This is a genomic window from Ancylobacter sp. IITR112, assembly GCF_041415945.1.
Lineage (GTDB): Bacteria > Pseudomonadota > Alphaproteobacteria > Rhizobiales > Xanthobacteraceae > Ancylobacter.
In genome coordinates this window covers 2068658-2087132 of record NZ_JBGCUS010000001.1, presented here as the reverse complement: position 1 = coordinate 2087132, position 18475 = coordinate 2068658, and the positions used below count along the sequence as shown (strand labels likewise).

General features: G+C 67.4%; 19 protein-coding genes. 6 read left to right on the top strand and 13 right to left on the bottom strand.

Annotated elements, in window-relative coordinates; all coding sequences use genetic code 11:
* Positions 1 to 76: 76 nt before the first annotated feature.
* The 3 genes from AAC979_RS10155 to rpsD all read left to right on the top strand — a co-directional run bounded on the left by AAC979_RS10155 (position 77) and on the right by rpsD (position 2427).
* Entirely contained in the window at positions 77 to 1342 is a 1266-nt protein-coding gene (locus tag AAC979_RS10155) for a lytic murein transglycosylase (protein ID WP_371346709.1), read from the top strand.
* A gap of 41 nt (positions 1343 to 1383) precedes the next feature.
* Positions 1384 to 1617, top strand: coding sequence for a hypothetical protein (locus AAC979_RS10150; RefSeq protein ID WP_371346708.1), 234 nt, complete (start codon positions 1384 to 1386; stop codon positions 1615 to 1617).
* 192 nt (positions 1618 to 1809) lie between these two features.
* Positions 1810 to 2427 (top strand): 30S ribosomal protein S4, encoded by a 618-nt coding sequence (rpsD, locus tag AAC979_RS10145; protein ID WP_371346707.1) that lies wholly within the window; start codon positions 1810 to 1812, stop codon positions 2425 to 2427.
* Between the two features lie 137 nt (positions 2428 to 2564).
* Here the strand turns inward: rpsD and grxD are convergent, their stop codons facing one another.
* The 6 genes from grxD to purC form a co-directional block, all read right to left on the bottom strand.
* Positions 2565 to 2906, bottom strand: coding sequence for a Grx4 family monothiol glutaredoxin (grxD, locus tag AAC979_RS10140; protein ID WP_371346706.1), 342 nt, complete (start codon positions 2904 to 2906; stop codon positions 2565 to 2567).
* A gap of 72 nt (positions 2907 to 2978) precedes the next feature.
* Positions 2979 to 3212 carry a BolA family protein gene (locus AAC979_RS10135; RefSeq protein ID WP_018391433.1) on the bottom strand — a complete coding sequence of 78 codons (234 nt, stop codon included), beginning with the start codon at positions 3210 to 3212 and terminating at the stop codon, positions 2979 to 2981.
* Between the two features lie 13 nt (positions 3213 to 3225).
* Positions 3226 to 5439, bottom strand: a complete 2214-nt coding sequence (gene purL, locus AAC979_RS10130) for a phosphoribosylformylglycinamidine synthase subunit PurL (RefSeq protein WP_371346705.1) — start codon at positions 5437 to 5439, stop codon at positions 3226 to 3228.
* A 50-nt stretch (positions 5440 to 5489) separates the two neighbouring features.
* Positions 5490 to 6188, bottom strand: a complete 699-nt coding sequence (purQ, locus tag AAC979_RS10125) for a phosphoribosylformylglycinamidine synthase subunit PurQ (RefSeq protein WP_307018432.1) — start codon at positions 6186 to 6188, stop codon at positions 5490 to 5492.
* A 5-nt stretch (positions 6189 to 6193) separates the two neighbouring features.
* Positions 6194 to 6436: a phosphoribosylformylglycinamidine synthase subunit PurS gene (gene purS / locus AAC979_RS10120; protein ID WP_307018430.1), complete on the bottom strand. Its 243-nt coding sequence runs from the start codon at positions 6434 to 6436 to the stop codon at positions 6194 to 6196.
* A gap of 150 nt (positions 6437 to 6586) precedes the next feature.
* Positions 6587 to 7396 (bottom strand): phosphoribosylaminoimidazolesuccinocarboxamide synthase, encoded by an 810-nt coding sequence (purC, locus tag AAC979_RS10115; protein WP_371346704.1) that lies wholly within the window; start codon positions 7394 to 7396, stop codon positions 6587 to 6589.
* Positions 7397 to 7731: 335 nt separating this feature from the next.
* Here purC and AAC979_RS10110 point away from each other — a divergent pair, with 335 nt between their 5' ends.
* Positions 7732 to 8055, top strand: coding sequence for a DUF1476 domain-containing protein (locus tag AAC979_RS10110; RefSeq protein WP_371346703.1), 324 nt, complete (start codon positions 7732 to 7734; stop codon positions 8053 to 8055).
* Positions 8056 to 8320: 265 nt separating this feature from the next.
* Positions 8321 to 8989 (top strand): SH3 domain-containing protein, encoded by a 669-nt coding sequence (locus AAC979_RS10105; protein ID WP_371346702.1) that lies wholly within the window; start codon positions 8321 to 8323, stop codon positions 8987 to 8989.
* A gap of 76 nt (positions 8990 to 9065) precedes the next feature.
* Here AAC979_RS10105 and purB read toward each other — a convergent pair whose 3' ends face one another.
* The 3 genes from purB to AAC979_RS10090 all read right to left on the bottom strand — a co-directional run bounded on the left by purB (position 9066) and on the right by AAC979_RS10090 (position 13388).
* A complete protein-coding gene (gene purB / locus AAC979_RS10100; RefSeq protein ID WP_371346701.1) occupies positions 9066 to 10373 on the bottom strand; it encodes an adenylosuccinate lyase in 1308 nt (435 codons plus the stop codon).
* Between the two features lie 85 nt (positions 10374 to 10458).
* On the bottom strand, positions 10459 to 11145 hold the full coding sequence (rpe, locus tag AAC979_RS10095) for a ribulose-phosphate 3-epimerase (RefSeq protein ID WP_371346700.1): 687 nt from the start codon (positions 11143 to 11145) through the stop codon (positions 10459 to 10461).
* A gap of 77 nt (positions 11146 to 11222) precedes the next feature.
* Positions 11223 to 13388, bottom strand: a complete 2166-nt coding sequence (locus AAC979_RS10090; protein ID WP_371346699.1) for an inverse autotransporter beta domain-containing protein — start codon at positions 13386 to 13388, stop codon at positions 11223 to 11225.
* 279 nt (positions 13389 to 13667) lie between these two features.
* Between AAC979_RS10090 and AAC979_RS10085 the strand changes: the two genes are divergently transcribed.
* On the top strand, positions 13668 to 14051 hold the full coding sequence (locus tag AAC979_RS10085) for a hypothetical protein (RefSeq protein WP_371346698.1): 384 nt from the start codon (positions 13668 to 13670) through the stop codon (positions 14049 to 14051).
* A 171-nt stretch (positions 14052 to 14222) separates the two neighbouring features.
* On the opposite strand, the gene AAC979_RS10080 is transcribed toward AAC979_RS10085, so the two are convergent.
* From AAC979_RS10080 to AAC979_RS10065, 4 genes are all read right to left on the bottom strand, one after another.
* Positions 14223 to 15077: a glycine betaine ABC transporter substrate-binding protein gene (locus AAC979_RS10080; protein WP_371346697.1), complete on the bottom strand. Its 855-nt coding sequence runs from the start codon at positions 15075 to 15077 to the stop codon at positions 14223 to 14225.
* Positions 15078 to 15139: 62 nt separating this feature from the next.
* Complete coding sequence (locus AAC979_RS10075; RefSeq protein WP_371346696.1) at positions 15140 to 15994, bottom strand: ABC transporter permease; 855 nt, start codon at positions 15992 to 15994, stop codon at positions 15140 to 15142.
* 12 nt (positions 15995 to 16006) lie between these two features.
* Positions 16007 to 17206 carry a glycine betaine/L-proline ABC transporter ATP-binding protein gene (locus tag AAC979_RS10070; protein ID WP_371346695.1) on the bottom strand — a complete coding sequence of 400 codons (1200 nt, stop codon included), beginning with the start codon at positions 17204 to 17206 and terminating at the stop codon, positions 16007 to 16009.
* A gap of 194 nt (positions 17207 to 17400) precedes the next feature.
* Complete coding sequence (locus AAC979_RS10065) at positions 17401 to 18399, bottom strand: P1 family peptidase (RefSeq protein ID WP_371346694.1); 999 nt, start codon at positions 18397 to 18399, stop codon at positions 17401 to 17403.
* Between the last annotated feature and the right edge of the window lie 76 nt (positions 18400 to 18475).

The window sequence follows — 18475 nt, the reverse complement described above, 5'->3', positions numbered from 1 at the left end:
CGGTGGTAGGCGGATCAGGTTGCCTTGCCGGCGCCGTGATCCCTGCCCACCATGCCGTAACGGCAGGAGCTTTGACGTGACGCGCGACTTTATCGATTCCCGGGCGCTGGCCCTCCCGATCCGCCGGCGGGCCTTGCTGCTCGGCGCCGGGGTGAGCTTCGGAACACTTGCGCTCGGCAGCCTCGCGCCGGCGCAGGTGGCGAAGGAGCGATTCGAGGTGTGGGTCGAGACTTTCCAGTCCCGCGCCCGCGCGAAGGGCATTTCCGATGTGGTCTACCGCCGGGTGATGAGCGGGCTTCAGCCCGACCTCTCCGTCTACGCCAAGGACAGCGCCCAGCCGGAATTCCGCGAACAGCTCTGGCAATATCTCAACCGCCGCATTTCCGACTGGCGGCTGATGACCGGCCGGGCGGCGGCGAAGGACAATGCCGCGCTGATGAAGCGCCTGCAAAAGGATTTCGGCGTCGAGCCGGATGTGCTCTTGGGTCTGTGGGGCATGGAGAGCGCCTTCGGCGAACTTGTCACCGATCCCGACCATATGAAGCCGGTGTTTCCCGCGCTCGCCGCGCTCGCCTGGGGCGAGCCGCGCCGGCGCAGCTATTGGGAGACCGAGCTCATCAATGGCCTCGCCATCGTCCAGCGCGGCTGGGCGAGCCCGGACGAAATGCTGGGCTCCTGGGCGGGCGCCATGGGCCACACCCAGTGGATGCCGGAAGTCTGGCTCAATCTCGGCGTCGATTATGACGGCGACGGCGCGCCGTCTCCCTACCGCGTGGCGGACGCGCTGGCGGGCTCCTCGCTCTACCTCATCAAGCGCGGCAAATATCAGCGCGGCCTGCCCTGGGGCTTCGAGGTGAGGATGGACGGCGTGCCGGAAAAATATGCCGACGCCAAGGCGTGGCGCACGGTCGCCGACTGGGCGAAGCTCGGCGTGACGCCGGCCGGCGGCGGGCGCTTCGCCCTGCCCAAGGCACGGGCGCGGCTGTGGGCGCCGGTCGGGCCGGAGGGGCCGTGCTTCCTGCTGACGCAGAATTTCTATGCTGTGCGCAGCTACAACCCGTCGATGAACTACGCGCTCGCCGTCTGCCATCTCGGCGACCGGGTGCTGGGCGGCGACCCCTTCATCACGCCGTTCCCCGGCGGCGAGCGGGCGCTGACCCTCGCGGAGATCCAGGAAGTGCAGCGCCGGCTGACGCGAGCGGGATTCGACACGGGCGGGGTCGATGGCCGGGTCGGCAACATGACCATGCGCGCGGTGGCCAATTTCCAGCGCAAGATGGGGGTGGAGCCCGACGGCTATGCCAGCCTTGAGGTGCTGGCGGCGCTGCGCGGGGGACGGTGAAAGCTGTGGCGCGGTGAGTCGCGCCGCCCTATATTCGCGATATGGGCGCCATTCCATTCGATACTCTGAAACTCGCGGGCGCCTTGCGCGAAAAGGCGCAATTCACCCCGGAACAGGCGGAAGGGGTGGCGGACGCGCTTGCCGGTGCCTTTCAGGACCGGGTGGCGGCCAAGGACGACCTCGCTTTGCCGGAGCAGCGGCTGACGATCAAGATCGGCGGCATGCTGGTGGTCGCTGTTGGCGTGCTCACGGCGTTGCTCAAGCTGATAAGCTGAGCCCCACCCTTGACCTTCCCGCCTTTTGCGCTTAATCACCCGCCCACTCGCGGGGCTGGCAACGGCCCCGCGAGCTGTTTCACGCACCCGTGGGCCTTTCCGGCGCGTTCGGAAAGATCCTGTCGGCTCCCGAAATGGGGGTAGAGGAGGGGGCGCGATCCAACCCGCAACGATATGCGAGAGGACCTGCGCATGAGCAAGCGCGTTTCGGCCAAGCACAAGCTTGACCGCCGTATGGGCGAAAACATCTGGGGCCGCCCGAAGAGCCCCATCAACAAGCGTGAATATGGCCCCGGCCAGCACGGCCAGCGCCGCAAGGGCAAGCTGTCCGACTTCGGCGTGCAGCTGCGCGCCAAGCAGAAGCTGAAGGGCTATTACGGCTCGATCGGCGAGAAGCAGTTCTATTCGGTCTATGTCGAGGCCTCGCGCCTCAAGGGCGACACCGGCGCCAACCTGATCGGCCTGCTCGAGCGCCGTCTCGACGCGGTGATCTACCGCGCCAAGTTCGTTCCGACCGTGTTCGCCGCCCGCCAGTTCGTGAGCCACGGCCACATCAAGGTGAACGGCCGCCGCGTCAACATCCCGTCCTACCAGGTGAAGGTCGGCGACGTGATCGAGGTCAAGGAAGCCTCCCGCCAGCTCGTGCTGGTGCTGGAAGCCGTCGCCTCCGGCGAGCGCGACACCCCGGACTATCTCGAAGTCGATCACTCCAAGATGACGGCGAAGTTCGTCCGCATCCCGGAGCTCAACGAGGTGCCCTATCCGGTGGTGATGGAGCCGAACCTCGTCGTCGAATATTATTCGCGCTGATCCTTCCCCGGATCGCGAGACACGGAAAAGCCGCCCGATGGGGCGGCTTTTTTGTTGGCGGGCGCAGGCGATGGCCGCAGCAAAAAGCCGCCCCGAAGGGCGGCTTTGCAGAGACGAGGTTCGGCCGACTGCGAAGCTCAGGCCGTCGCCTTGCCCATCACCGGGACGCCCTTTTCTTCCAGCAGCGTCTGCAACTCGCCGGACTGGTACATCTCGCGGACGATGTCGCAGCCGCCGACGAACTCGCCCTTGACGAAGACCTGCGGAATGGTCGGCCAGGAGGTGTATTCCTTGATGCCGTTGCGGATCTCGTCGGAGTCGAGGACGTTGATGCCCTTATAGTCGACGCCGAGCAGGGCGAAGACCTGCACCACCTGGCCGGAGAAGCCGCACATGGGGAATTGCGGCGTGCCCTTCATGAAGACGACGACGTCGTTGCTCTTCACCTGGCCGTCGATGAAATCGTGAATGCTCATCACATTGCCTTTCGCCCTTGCGGGCTTGCCGAGAGGGTGTCGGGCGGCGCGGGCTAGGCGCGCCGGCCGCTTTGATCAGTCGGGTACATTGGTCTGAAGCGCGAGGGCGTGCAACACGCCGCCCATCTGGCCCTTCAGCGTGGCATAGACCATCTGATGCTGCTGCACGCGGCTCTTGCCGCGAAAGCTCTCGGCGATCACGGTCGCAGCATAGTGATTGCCGTCGCCGGCGAGATCGCGAATCTCGACCGAGGCGTCCGGCAGCCCTTCCTTGATGAGGCGCTCGATTTCCGCCGCTTCCATCGCCATCAGACAGGCTCCCTCACATCAAGCCCGCGCCCATATAGATGGGCAGCCAGGCCTCGTGCCGCTCGCGCAGCGCGTCCACTACAATTGGGCGCTCGCCCGCAATATTCAATCGGTCGCCGCCCGTGGTGCCGAGCTTGGCCAGCGGGATGCCGGCCAGCTCCGCCCGACGCGCGACCAGCGCCTTGGCGCTGCTCTCGACGGTGACGATGTAGCGGGCCTGATCCTCGCCAAACCAGAAGGCGAAGGGGTTCATCTCCGGCGGCGGCGCAGCCAGCGTCGCGCCGATGCCGGAAGCCATCGCCATTTCCGCCAGCGCCACCAAAAGGCCGCCATCCGACACGTCATGCACGGCGGTGACGAGCTCTTCCTGAATCAGCGCGCGCACGAGATCGCCGGTGCGCCGCTCCAGATCGAGGTCGACCGGCGGCGGCGCGCCGTCCTCGCGGTCCAGGATTTCCGAGAGGAAGGCGGACTGGCCGAGCCAGCCCGTGGTGGCGCCGATGACGAGGATGGTCTCGCCGCCGGCCTTGAAGTCCAGCGTCGCCATCTTCTCGATGTCGTCGAGCAGGCCGACGCCGCCAATGGTCGGGGTCGGCAGGATGCCGCGCCCATGGGTCTCGTTGTAGAGGCTCACATTGCCGGACACGACGGGGAAGTCGAGCGCCAGCGCCGCCGCGCCGATGCCGCGCAGGCAGCCGACCAACTGGCCCATGATCTCCGGCTTTTCCGGGTTGCCGAAATTGAGATTGTCGGTCAACGCCAGCGGCTTGGCGCCGACGGCGGTGATGTTGCGCCAGGCTTCCGCCACCGCCTGCTTGCCGCCCTCGAACGGGTCGGCCTCGCAATAGCGCGGGGTCACGTCGCAGCTCATGGCGAGCGCCTTGGGCCCATCCTCCACTCGCACCACCGCCGCGTCGCCGCCCGGGCGCTGCGCGGTGTTGTTGAGGATGAGATAGTCATATTGCTCCCATATCCAGCGCTTGGAGGCGAAGTCGGGCGAGCCGATCAGCCGTTCCAGCGCGCCGGGAATGGTCGCGGTGATGTCGAGCGAGGCGGGGTCGATGCGCTGCTGCTTGGGCGTCTCGACCCAGGGGCGATCATAGAGCGGGGCCTCGTCACCCAGCTCCTTGATCGGCAGGTCAGCCTTGATCTCGCCCTTGTGCTTGACGACGAAGCGCAGCGTGTCGGTGGTGTAGCCGACAATGGCGAAGTCGAGGCCCCATTTGCGGAAGATGGCCTCCGCCTCGTCTTCCTTGCCGGGCGCGATCACCATGAGCATGCGCTCCTGGCTCTCGGACAGCATCATCTCATAGGCGCTCATGCCGGTTTCGCGGCAGGGCAGCTTGTCGAGATCGAGCTCGATGCCGAGGTCGCCCTTGGCGCCCATTTCCACCGCCGAGCAGGTGAGGCCGGCGGCGCCCATGTCCTGAATGGCGACGACGCAGCCCGCCTCCATGATCTCAAGGCAGGCTTCCAGCAGCAGCTTCTCGGCGAAGGGGTCGCCGACCTGCACGGTGGGGCGCTTTTCCTCCGCGCCCTCGCCGAACTCGGCCGAGGCCATGGTGGCGCCGTGAATGCCGTCGCGGCCGGTCTTCGAGCCGAGATAGACCACGGGCAGGCCGACGCCGGTGGCCTTGGCGTAGAAGATCTTGTCGGCGTCGGCGAGGCCGACCGCCATGGCGTTGACGAGGTTGTTGCCGTCATAGCGGGTGTGGAAGCCGACCAGCCCGCCCACGGTCGGCACGCCGAAGGAATTGCCGTAGGAGCCGATGCCGCTGACCACGCCGGCGAGCAGATGCCGGGTCCGCGGGTGCTTGGGGTCGCCGAAGCGCAGCGCGTTCAGCGCCGCGATGGGGCGCGCGCCCATGGTGAACACGTCGCGCAGAATGCCGCCGACCCCGGTCGCCGCGCCCTGATGCGGCTCGATATAGGAGGGGTGGTTGTGGCTCTCCATCTTGAACACGGCGGCCTTGCCGTCGCCGATGTCGATGACGCCGGCATTCTCGCCCGGGCCCTGGATCACCCACGGCGCCTTGGTCGGCAGGCCGCGCAGATGCAGGCGCGAGGATTTGTACGAGCAATGCTCGTTCCACATCGCCGAGAAGATGCCGAGCTCGGTGAAGGTCGGCTCGCGGCCGATCAGCTTCAGGATGCGCTCATACTCGTCGGGCTTGAGGCCGTGCTCGGCGACGAGTTCGGGAGTGATTTTCGGTTCGGAGGGGATCATGTGAAGGCCGTCATTCCGTTACGCGGTCGGGCAGGGCGGGGCAGGCGGGGTCACGCCTTCTCCAGCACGCCGACGAGGCTCTCGAACAAAGCGCGCCCGTCGGTCGGGCCGACCTGCGGGTCCACATGGTTTTCCGGGTGCGGCATCAGCCCGAGCACGTTGAGCTTCTCGGAGACGATGCCGGCGATGGAATTGGCGGCGCCGTTCAGCACCTGCGCGTCGTCGCGGTGGCCGTCGGGCATGACATAGCGGAACAGCACCCGGCCCTCATCCTCCAGCTTCTTCAGCGTGGTGGCGTCGGCGGTGTAGTTGCCCTCGCCATGGGCGACGGGGAAGCGCACGATGGCGCCGCGCGCGTAGCGGCGGGTGAAGGGGGTGTCGTTGCGCTCCACCTTCAGCAGCGCCTCGCGGCAGATGAAGCGCAGCCGGGCATTGCGCACCAGCACGCCCGGCAGCAGCCCGCTCTCGCACAGAATCTGGAAGCCGTTGCAGATGCCGAGCACCAGCCCGCCGCGGGCGGCATGGGCGCGCACCGCCTCCATGATGGCGGCGCGGGCGGCGATGGCGCCGCAGCGCAGATAGTCGCCATAGGAGAAGCCGCCCGGCAGCACGACAAGGTCGGTGCCGGCGGGCAGGGCGGTGTCGGCGTGCCAGACCATGGCCGGCTTGACGCCCGAAACCAGTTCCAGGGCGCGTGCAACGTCGCCCTCGCGGTTGGAGCCGGGGAAAACGAGGACGGCGGCTTTCATCGGCGTCAGCCCACCAGTTCGATGCGGTAGGATTCGATCACCGTATTGGCGAGCAGCTTCTCGCAGGCGTCCTTCAGCGTCGCCTCGGCCTTGGCGGCATCGCCGGTTTCCAGCTCGACATCGAAGACCTTGCCCTGGCGGACGCTGGAGACGCCGGGAACGCCGAGCGAGCGCAGGGCGCCCTCGATGGCCTTGCCCTGCGGGTCGAGCACGGCGGATTTCAGGGTGACGAGGACGCGCGCCTTCATGGATCACTCTCGGGGAGGTTCGTGCGACAGAAGCACCGAAAAACAGAAACGGGGGCTTTGAGGCCCCCGCCTACCATCTGGCCGCGAACGGCTCAATGCTCGAATGCGGAATGGCTGACCCGAGGGCAGGACATTCCGCATCCGGCATGGTCACTCGTCGGGCTCGGATTTCACCAGTACCGGGCCACCCGGCTGAATGCGCTCATTCTCGGTCATGATGCCGAGGCGGCGGGCGACCTCGGAATAGGCCTCCACCAGCCCGCCCATGTCGCGGCGGAAGCGGTCCTTGTCGAGCTTGTCGTTCGACTTGATGTCCCACAGCCGGCAGGAATCCGGGCTGATCTCGTCGGCGACGACGATGCGCATCATGTCGCCTTCCCACAGGCGGCCGCATTCCATCTTGAAGTCGACGAGACGGATGCCGACGCCGAGGAAGAGGCCGGACAGGAAATCGTTGACGCGGATCGCCAGGGCGATGATGTCGTCGATTTCCTGGGTGGTGGCCCAGCCAAAGGCGGTGATGTGCTCTTCGGAAACCAGCGGATCGTTGAGCGCGTCGTTCTTGTAATAGAACTCGATGATCGAGCGCGGAAGCTGCGTGCCTTCCTCGATGCCGAGGCGGGTCGACAGCGAGCCGGCGGCGACGTTGCGCACCACGACTTCGAGCGGGATGATCTCGACCTCGCGGATGAGCTGCTCGCGCATGTTCAGCCGCTTGATGAAATGCGTGGGGACGCCGATCTCGTTCAGCTTGAGGAAGACATATTCCGAGATGCGGTTGTTCAGCACGCCTTTGCCGTCGATGACGTCGTGCTTCTTGTTGTTGAAGGCGGTGGCGTCGTCCTTGAAGTGCTGGATCAGTGTGCCGGGCTCAGGGCCTTCATAGAGGACCTTCGCCTTACCTTCATAAATGCGGCGGCGGCGGCTCATGGGTGGGTACCGTCGGTTGAGGAAGTCCATTAGGATGCCGGGGCTCCGGTTCCGGGTTCACGGCTGGGGGCGCCGCGTCTGCGCGAACTCTCCGCGCTCTGACGATTCGTCTCGCATGGCGCGGGCACCCTCGCGGCCGACACTATCGCATCGGGGGGGCGGATACAAACGCCGCCGCAGCTTTGGCGCCGCATTGCAGCGGCGGGGCGGCGCCATCCACCGGCAAGTGGCGCGGGGCAGCCGCGCCCGCCTTCGGGATGAGCGTCACATTGCCCTAGGTGATCTCCGCAATGGTGCCGGGCGTTGATTTGGGTGCAGGGTCGCGATAATCAAGCCGCGCTTTTCCTACCACACGGGGCGACCAGATGAGCACGTTCGACAACCGCGAAGACGCGTTCGAGGCCAAGTACGCCCACGACCAGAATCTGCGCTTCAAGGCGCTGGCCCGCCGCAACAAGGCGCTGGGCCTGTGGGCGGCCGAGAAGCTCGGCCTCGCCGGCGAGGAGGCGAACGCCTATGCCGGCACCGTCGTGGCGGCGGACCTTGAAGAGGCCGGCGACGAGGATGTCTACCGCAAGCTGAAGGCGGATTTCGACGCCAAGGGCCTCGACGTGTCCGAGCACCGTATCCGCCGCACCATGGACGAACTGCTCGCCGAGGCGATCGCGACGCTGAAGCAGGAGGGCTGAGGCCCTTCGCCCGCGGCCCTTCGCCCGCCCCCACGGGGCGATGCCCGGGCGGTCGCGCCCGGAGGCGTGGGCCGGCTGTCCTGTCGCGGGGGCAGGGCACGGCAGGGGGCAATGAAGGCCGCGCGGCCTGCCGGCCCCCATCCCCGGCTGACGGCATTCCATTTAGGTAATGCAACCAATTTCGCCGGATTCGATTGCTACCGAAGATGGATAGCGAGCGGGTCCGCCGGAAACATGTGCCGGACGCTCCCGCAGGGAGGTTCACATGCAGAAAATCATGAAGGCGCTGGCTCTGGCGGCCGGCCTGCTGGTCGGCGGGGCGGCATTCACGGCCGCCTCGGCGGCGGTGGTGACGCGCGATCTCAATATACGCTCCGGCCCTGGCACCAATTACCGCGTCATCGGCACGCTGCCGGGCGGCACGCGGGTGAATGTCGGCGCCTGCCGGGGCAATTGGTGCCAGGCGGCCGGCGGCTGGGTGAGCGCCAGTTATCTCGCCGGCGGCGGCCAGACGGTGGTGGTCAATCCCGGCTATGTCGAGAACGATGTCGCCCTGGGCGTCGGGGCTTTCGCGCTGGGCGCGGTGGCGGGCTCGGCCTGGGGCCCGGGCTGGGGCGGCGGTTATTATGGGCCCGGCCCCGGCTGGGGCTGGTACGGTCCGGGCTGGCGTCCGCGCCCGGTATGGTGGGGCCGCCCCGGCTGGGGCCCGCGCCCGGGTTGGGGCCCGCGTCCCGGCTGGGGCCCGCGTCCCGGCTGGGGTCCGCGTCCGGGCTGGGGGCCGAGGCCCGGCCGTCCGGGTTGGGCCGGCCCGCGTCCTGGCCGTCCGGGCTGGGGTGGACGGCCCGGCTGGGGCGGTCGTCCCGGCATGGGCGGGCGCCCGATGATCGTGCGCGGCGGCGGCTTTGGCGGCGGCGGGCGCGGCGGCTGGCGCTGAGCGCCCCGCATCGTTCTTCAAAACGACAGAGGCCGGGGAGACCCGGCCTCTTTTCTATATGAATGCGCGGTCGCTCTCAGCTCCGGCCGAATACCCGCTGGAAGATCGTGTCGACATGCTTGAGGTGGTAGCCGAGGTCGAATTTCTCGGCGATCTCCTCTTCCGACAGATACTGACGCACCTCGGGGTCGGCGTTCAGCAGCTTCTGGAACTCGCCTTCGCCGCGCCAGACCGGCATGGCGTTGCGCTGCACGAGGCGATAGGCGTCCTCGCGGCTGGCGCCCTTCTGGGTCAGCGCCAGCAGCACGCGCTGGGAATGCACCAGCCCGCCGAGCCGATCGAGATTCTTCTGCATGTTCTCGGGATAGACCACCAGCTTCTCGATCACGCCGGCCAGCCGGTTCAGCGCGAAATCGAGCGTGACGGTGGCATCCGGGCCGATCATCCGCTCCACCGAGGAGTGGGAAATATCCCGCTCGTGCCACAGCGCCACATTCTCCAGCGCCGGGGTGACCATGCCGCGCACGAGGCGGGCGAGGCCGGTGATGTTCTCGGTCAGCACCGGGTTGCGCTTGTGCGGCATGGCCGAGGAGCCCTTCTGGCCGGCGGAGAAGAACTCCTCGGCTTCCAGAACCTCGGTGCGCTGCAAATGGCGGATCTCGATCGCCACCCGCTCCATCGAGGAGGCGACAACGCCGAGCGCGGCGAAATAGGCGGCGTGGCGGTCGCGCGGGATCACCTGGGTGGAGACCGGCTCGACGGTCAGCCCCATCTTCGCCGCGACATGTTCCTCCACCCGCGGGTCGATCTGCGCGAAGGTGCCGACCGCGCCGGAGATGGCGCAGGTGGCGACTTCCTCGCGCGCGGCGACGAGGCGGGCGCGGTTGCGCTGGAACTCGGCATGGGCCTGGGCGAGCTTGAGGCCGAAGGTGGTCGGCTCGGCATGGATGCCGTGCGAGCGGCCGATGGTGGGGGTGAGCTTGTGCTCGAAAGCGCGGGCTTCCAGCGCCGCCAGCAGCCGGTCCACATCCTTGATCAGGATATCGGCGGCGCGCACCAACTGCACCGACAGGCAGGTGTCGAGCACGTCCGACGAAGTCATGCCCTGATGCACGAAGCGCGCTTCCGGGCCGACAATCTCGGCCAGATGGGTCAGAAAGGCGATGACGTCATGCTTGGTGACGGCCTCGATCTCGTCGATGCGTTCGACATCGAAGGTCGCGTCCTTCGCCATTTCCCAGATCTTGGCCGCCGCTTCCTTCGGCACCACGCCGATTTCCGCCAGCGCGTCGGTGGCGTGCGCCTCGATCTCGAACCAGATGCGGAAGCGGGTCTGCGGCTCCCAGATGGCAGCCATTTCGGGGCGTGTATAGCGCGGGATCACGGGCGGTCTCTTTCGGCAGCGACAGGATTGCCCGCGCTCTAGCAGAAAGGCGCAGGGACGACAAACGGCGCCCCCGCCTGACGCCCTACACCAGTTCGCCCCGCGCGCGCAGGGCGGCGCTGCGGATGGCGTCGATATTGCCGGCATAGGCGTCCGCGCCGCCCTTGAACACGGCGGAGCCGGCGACCAGCGCATTGGCGCCGGCCTTGATGCAGGCGGCGGCGGTATCCTTGGTCACGCCGCCGTCGATCTCGATATGGATCGGCCGCTCGCCGACCATGGCTGAAAGCTGCACCACCTTGTCCATGACCGAGGGGATGAAGGCCTGGCCGCCAAAGCCGGGGTTCACCGTCATGACGATGATCACGTCGATGAGATCGAGCACATGCTCCACCGCGTTCGCCGGGGTGGCGGGGTTGAGCGCGACGCCGGCCTTCTTGCCCAGCGCACGGATCGCCTGCAGCGAGCGGTGCAGATGCGGGCCGGCTTCGGCATGAACGGTGATGTGGTCCGCGCCCGCCTTGGCGAAGGCTTCGAGATAGGGGTCGGCCGGCGCGATCATCAGATGCACGTCGAAGGGCTTGTCGGAATAGGGACGCACCGCCTTCACCACGTCAGGACCGAAGGAGATGTTGGGCACGAAATGCCCGTCCATCACGTCGATATGGATCCAGTCGGCACCGGCGGCATCGACCGCGCGCACTTCCTCGCCGAAGCGGGCGAAGTCGCAGGCGAGGATGGAGGGGGAGAGGATCAGCGGGCGAGTGATCATGGCGGGGGCTCCGGCTGTTTGCCGGGGCGTAGCATCATGGGGCCGGGGCGGCAATGCCGTCCCGGCCCGCGTGGGGCCTAAAGGCCGCAGGAGGCGGAGAGCGTGCCGGCCGGCACCGTGGCGCCGCCAATGGCGAAGACCTGCCCGCCGGTCTGCGTCAGCTCGGTGCCGGACCATTGGCCGGCATCGGCCGAGCAGGGGGCGGGCACGTCGGTTGTGGCGATATTGCCGGAAATGTCCTGGATCGGACCCGAGACATAGACGGCGGAACTGCCGCTGGCGATCACCTCGACATCGGTGAAGCTCACCCCGGTCACCGGCCCGCCGGCGAAGCCATAGGCGTCGCCATAGAAATAGACGCCATAGCTGCCGGGGTTCGAGATGGTCACATTGGTGAAGCTGATGTCGCTCGACGGGTTGAGGAAGATGCCGGCGCGGTAGGTCTCCTCGATGAAGGCATTGCTCACGGCAATGTCCGTGGTCTCGCCCGGCAAGTTGAAGGACGAGGCGAACATCAGCCCGTTGATGCCGCCCTTCAGGGTGAGGTCGTCGAGCGTGGCATGCGCCGTCTTCTGCAGCACGATCAGGTCCATGGAGCGGTCCATGGCGGAATTGTCGATGGCGATGCCGCGCAGTGCCGCGCCGTCGACGCCAACCAGCAGAATGCCCTCACGGCGGCTGTTGACGATGGAGAGGTTCTCGACGGTGAGGTTGCCGCTCTGGCCGGTGATGGTGTTCTCCCAGTCGATCTCCTCATAGCGGCTGCCGACAAAGAGGCCGTAGGTGACATTCTCCATCGCCACATTGCGCAGGGTGAGGTCTTCCACCGCGAGCGCGGCGATGCCGGCATTGCGCACGACATTCGGGTCGAAGATCGACCATTCGCATTCGGTGTTGTTCTCGCAGAAGGCGAGATCGTGGATGCGGGTGGCGCTGATCGTGGCGCCGGCGACCGTGTCGAGGGCGATGCCGTGCTCCTGGGTGTCTGCGATGTCGAGATCGCGCATCACGATGCCGGAGACGCCCTGCGCCACCACGCCGGAACGGCCGCCACGGATGGAAAGCGCCGCCACCGCGCTGCGGTCGCCTTCGAGCGAGACGACATCGTCGAGCGGGTCGGTGCCGGTGAGCCGCGCCGCCGGCAGGGCGTTGCGGAAGACGGCGGTGCCGCCACTCACCGCGCCGCGCACGGCAAGTGCGCCGCCGCCGCCGAGCATGAACTGGCCAGCACCGAGCGAGACGGTGGAATCGACATTGATCGTGCCGCTGGCAAGCACCAGCGCGCCATTGCCCGCGCTCGCAAGACGGTCGTTGATGGTGCCGGCATCGTCGCCCGCGCCGATGGCGACCACGCGCCCGGCCACCGCGCCGGTCTCGGCATAGACCGCCGCTTCCGCCGCGCCGGTGGCGCCGACATGGGTGCGGATGGCGTCGGAGCGCTCGACCCGGCGGTAGAGCGGATCATAGGGCGCCTGGCCCGCCGTGTCGCCGAGCGGGACGCGCAGCCGGGCGAGGAAGATGCCCTGCGTGTCGTACTGCTCGTCATAGGTCAGGCCGGCAATGAGGGTGAGGCGCGAGCCATTGCCGAAGGCGGGAAGGCCGGCACGGGAAAGCTCGACCCGCGCGGAGACGCCCGGCACGTCCTCCACATCCTCGCCGGTGTACCAGTAGCCGCCGGCGAACAGCTTGATCTGGGTGAGATCGTCCGGTGAGAGGAAGGGCAGGCGATAGCCGATCTCGCCGTCAAATCCCTGCAGCGCGGTTTCCTCGCCGGCGCGGAACACCAGCCGCCCGGCTTCGATCAGCGCGGCATTGGCGCTGGCGAGCGCCGCCTCGACATCGCCGACGGGCAGATAGCCATTGGCGCGCAGTTCCCAATCCTGGCTCAACGCCTCGACGCCAAGGCCAATCTGGGTGAAGTCGTTGTCATAGGTGCTGTTGAGATAGTCGAAATAGCCGTTGATCCCGTAGACCCAGCCATTGTCGTGGCGGAAACGATAGCCGAAGCCGAGCGAGCCCTGCTCGATCTCCTGTTCGCTGCCGAAGCTGGCGCGGGCGTCGAGGAACAGCAGCCGGTCGCTGTCGCCCAGCAGGGGCAGGAACAGATCAAAGCTGCCAAAGGCTTCGCTTCCAACGCTGCCGAGCGTGGCTTCCACCGAAGCGGGGGAAATGCCCCGTGGTTCGGCTACCGCCGGCAGACTCACCGTGGCCGCGAACATCACGGGAAGTACGGCGCGTCTCATGTGCACTCTCCTGGGAATGTGTCGGAGTATTTCCGAACTCCGACCCGGGCGTGCGATAGCACCAATATTCGCCACCATGAACGACTAACGACTCTAAGTTATTGAAAATAAATGTAATTTTGAATTGTTCGCATTCCAATCAAGGGGCGATTGGCGACGCTGGGCGCCCTTTGGTGGAACTCCCTTATTGCCGCAGGGGAATAAAAAGCGTCCCATTACCGCCTCGAATCCACCGCGCGCGAGGCAGCAGCGGTGGGGGACCCTCAGGAGGGACATGTCATGATGAAGAAGAGCATGCTCGCCGCGCTGGCGATGCTGTCGGGTGTCGGCCTGATCGGCACGGTGCAGGAGGCCAGCGCCTGGCGCGCGGCCGGCTGCGGCGCGCATGGTTGCGGCGCGGCGTGGGGAGGCGCCTGGCGGAGCCCCGGCCATTATTACGGCCCCGGCCGCTATTACGGCCCGGTGCCGCGCGGTGGCGGCGTGGTGGTGGTCAATCCGAAGCCCTATTGGCCGCCGGGCGGCGCGGTCGCGGCCGGTGCCGCGCTCGGCTTCCTCACCGGCGTGGCCGCCGCCAATCTGGCCGGCCCGCTGCCGCAGCCGAATTACTGCTGGTACTACACCAATCCGCAGCGCACCCAGGGCTTCTGGGAGCCGTGCCCCTGATGCCGGCCTGACAAAATGGGCGGCCGGCCTTCCGGCCGGCCGCCCCAGGGGAGGCTCACCCGGCCGGAAGGCCGGCCGGGTGCGTTCACCAAGATGGGCGCGGCGCGCGTGTTCACGGCGACGCTGCCGCGTCGATCCCGGGGAGGCTGCCCGCAGGGCCGCCCATCCGCCTCACTTCATCCAGGCGTCGACCTTGGCCTTGTTGGCGGCGACCCAGGCCTTGGCGGTGGCGGCGGGATCGGCGCCGGGCTTGTTGTTCTCGACCATCACCTTCTGCTCGTCGTCGAGCGACAGGTTGAAATTGTCGAGGATCTTGTAGGCTTCCGGAGCCTCTTCCTTCAGCTTGGTGGAGACGATGGTGTTGACCGTCTCCTCGCCGCCGAACACGTTCTTCGGGTCGGCGAGGTACTTCAGATCCCACTCGGCGAACATCCAGTGCGGCGTCCAGGTGGTGATGATGATCGGCTCCTTCTTGGCGTAGGCGTCCTTCAGCGCGGCGACCATGGTGGCGTCCGAGCCCTCGACCAGCTTCACCTTCAGGTCGTAATCCTTGATCGCCTTTTCCGAGGCCTTCATCAGCCCCGCGCCGGGGTCGATGCCGATGACCTTGCCGCCGAACTTGGCCGGGTCCTTGTTGATGTCCTCGATCGAGGTGATGTCGACATAGGTCGGCACCGCCCAGCCGATCTTGGCGCCGGACAAATTCGGGCCAAGGTTGACCACCTTGTCCTTCAGCTTGGCATTGTAGGCCTCATGCGTCGCCGGCAGCCAGCCGGCAACCATGGCATCCGCCTCGCCGCTCGCCACCGCCTGCCACATGGCGGCACCGGAGAGCGGGACCAGCTTCACCTTGTAGCCGGCGTCTTCCAGCACCGTCTTGACGATGTTGGTGGCGACGACGGTGTCGGACCATTCGACATAGGCGAGGGTGAGATCCTTCTTCTCCGCCTGGGCCGCGCCGGCGGCGAGGCCGAGCGCGGTGGCGGCGATGGCGGCCGTTTTCAGGAATTTTGTGAGGAATGCCATTGCGTTTCTCCACTCGAGGGTTGTGAGGTCGGAAGTCAGGTTGTGCTTCCGTTGGCGAAGGGTCAGCCCTGCTGGCGGTCGCGGCGCATGTGCCGGGCGATGTGCTGGGTGATGCGGTCGAGGATGACGGCCAGCACCACGATGGCGATGCCGGCCTGGAAGCCCTGGCCCGCCTCCAGCCGCTGGATCGCCCGCCACACCTCGCCGCCGAGGCCGCCGGCGCCGATCATCGCGGCGATGACGACCATGGAGAGGGCCAGCATGATCGTCTGGTTGACACCCGCCATGATGGTGGGGATGGCCAGCGGTAGCTGGATCTTGAACAGTTTCTGCCAGCGGCTGGAGCCGAAGGCGTCGGCCGCCTCCACCAGCTCCGGCGGCGTCTGCAGGATGCCGAGCGCGGTCAGCCGGATAGTCGGCGGCATGGCGAAGACGATGGTGGCGAAGCAGGCCGAGACCGCCCCCAGGCCGAAGAACGGAATGGCGGGGATCAGATAGACGAAGCTCGGCATGGTCTGCATCATGTCGAGCGCCGGCCCGACGACGCGCCAGAACCGCTTGCTCAGCGCCGCCGCGACGCCGATCGGAATGCCGATGGCGAGGGCGAACAGCGTCGACACCAGCACCAGCACCAGCGATTGCAGCGTCGCCCGCCACAGTTCGAGGTTCCACAGAAAGGCGAAGCCGAGGATGGTGCCGAGGGCGATGCGCCAGCTTGTGAGGCGCCACACCAGCAGCCCGCAGGCGAGGATGACCAGCCAGGGCGGCAGTCCGACGAGAAAATCGGTGGTCGATTCGATGGCGGTGCCGACCACCGCGCTGAGCGCGCGGGTGACGCCGGAGAAATGCGCCGTCGCCCAGTCGAGGGCGATGTCGCACCATTCGGCGAGGGGAATGCGGGGAACGTCGAAGTCCATCATCGCCTCCGGTCAGTGCGCCGTCTCGGCCCGCCGCCGCGCGAGGGCGGCGACGAGGTCGGCATTGGCGATGACGCCGAAAAGTTCGCCATCGGGCCCGGTGACAGCGATCTCGCCGCGTCCGGAGGCAAGGCGGGCCACGGCCTCGTTGAGCGTGGCGGTGCGCGGCACATAGGCGTCGCGGTCGCTCAGCAGCAGGCGCAGTTCCGTCGTGCCGGCGCGCTGGAGCGTGTCGGCATCGACCGTGCCCTGGAAGCGGCCCTGCTCGCACACCACGGTGACGACGGGCTCGCCGGACTGGGTGAGGACCGACAGCGCTTCCGCCGCGCTGCTCTGCCAGGGGCGCACCGCCGCCGGCGGGCGCATCGCGTCGCCTGCGGTGACGACGCCGAGCACGTCGATATGGGCGACGAAGCGGCGCACATATTCATCCGCCGGGTCGGCGAGGAAATCGGCGGCGGTGCCCTGCTGCACCACGCGCCCGTCCTTCATCAGCACGATCCGCCCGCCAAGCGCGATGGCCTCATCGAGATCGTGGCTCACAAAGACGATGGTCTTCTTCAGCCGCTTCTGCAGCGCGACGAGTTCCTGCTGCATGTCGCGGCGGATCAGGGGGTCGAGCGCACTGAATGCCTCGTCCATCAGCAGCACGTCGGGGTCCAGCGCCAGCGCGCGGGCGAGGCCGGCGCGCTGCTGCATGCCGCCGGAAAGCTGCGAGGGAAAGTGCTGGTCCCAGCCTTTCAGCCCCACCGTCTCGATGGCGGCGAGCGCCTTGTCGCGCCGCGCCCCGGGCGCCACGCCCTGGACTTCGAGGCCATATTCGACATTGCGCAGGATGGTGCGGTGGGGAAACAGCGCGAATTGCTGGAACACCATGCCGAAGCGGGTGCGGCGCAACTGCATCAGTTCCCGCTCGCCGAGCGCGGTGACATCGGTGTCGTCAATATGGACCGAGCCGGCGGTCGGCTCGATCAGCCGGTTGATGCAGCGCAGGCAGGTCGACTTGCCTGATCCCGACAGGCCCATCACGATCAGGATTTCGCCCTCGTCGACATCGAAGGTGACATCCTGCAGGCCGATGACGGCGCCCGTGGCCTGCTGCACCTCGTCGCGGCTCTTGCCGGCCTGCAGCAGCGGCAGGGCGGTGTTCTGCTCATCGCCGAAAATCTTGGTGAGGCCGCGAACCCGGATGCGTGGCTTCTTCTCGCTCATGCGCTCCCCTCATTGTTGAGGTGAGTGTCAGGCGCATGGCAGCCATGCAGATTGGACAGAAGCGACAAGTCGGGCTGCAAATACGACAGAAAAGTGGCAGGCGCGACGGGCAAAAAGAAGGGTGGCGAAGCCGGGGAGTCGGTAGTCAGCGATCTGTTCCTCTGTCTGACCCGGAGGCGGGTATGCGTCGGGGATCAGGGGCCATGCCCCCAGCGGTCGCGCCAGGCGGGAAGGGTTCCCGGCTGCGGAAGGGCGACCGCCTCGTAAACCGCCCGGGCACAGGCGCGGGCGAGGGTTCGAACCACAGTGTCGCCGATCAGCGCGAGATCGAAGATCGGATCGGCGAGGGGGTTCTTGCTCGTGGCCGCGGCGAAGATCGTGTCGCCATCGAGCGGTGAATGGACCGGCCAGATGGCGTGTGCATACCCATCATGCGCCATGACCGCAAGTCTTTTGCACTGCGCCTTGGTGAGAACCGCGTCGGTGGCGACGATGGCGATGGTGGTGTTGGCGCCCGGCGGCAGCCCCTTCAGCGCTGGCCGCTTAGGCAGCGGGGGCAGGGGATTGGGCAGGCCGAGGCCGCCAAATTCGCCGTCCTGCTCGAAGGGCGCCGCCCAGAAATGCGCGCCCCCGGGGAAGTTGGTCGCGCCGCAGGCATTGACCGCCACAAGCGCGCCGACCATGTGGCCGGTAGGCGACAGCATCGAGGCCGAACCGAGGCCCCCTTTGAGGTCGACCGTCGTCGCCCCGGTGCCGGCGCCGATGGTGCCCAGCGGAAAATCCAGACCTGCCGCATTGGCGGCGGCATAGCCGAGATCGCGATAGGGTGGGAAGCGGCCCCAGTTCTTGTCGCCGCCATTGAGAAGATCGAACAGCACCGCCCCGGGCACGATCGGCACGCGCGCCTCGCCGACGGGGAAGCCGATGCCGCGCTCCGCCAGCGCCGCCGCCACCCCGCCGGCGGCGTCGAGACCGAAGGCGGAGCCGCCCGAGAGGGTGAGCGCGTGGATAGCTCCCACGGTCTCGTCCGGCGCCAGAAGGTCGGTCTCGCGCGTGCCCGGCCCGCCGCCGCGCACATCCACCGAGGCGACGGCCGGCTCATCGAACAGCACCACGGTGACGCCGGAGGCGAGGGCGAGGTCGGTGGCGTGGCCGACCGCGAGGCCGGGCACATCGGTGATCAGGTTTCGCATGCGGGTTCTCGCTTACGGCGCCGCCCTCGCGGCATCACATCACGGGTAGAGGCCAAGGCGCCGCATTGCACGCGCC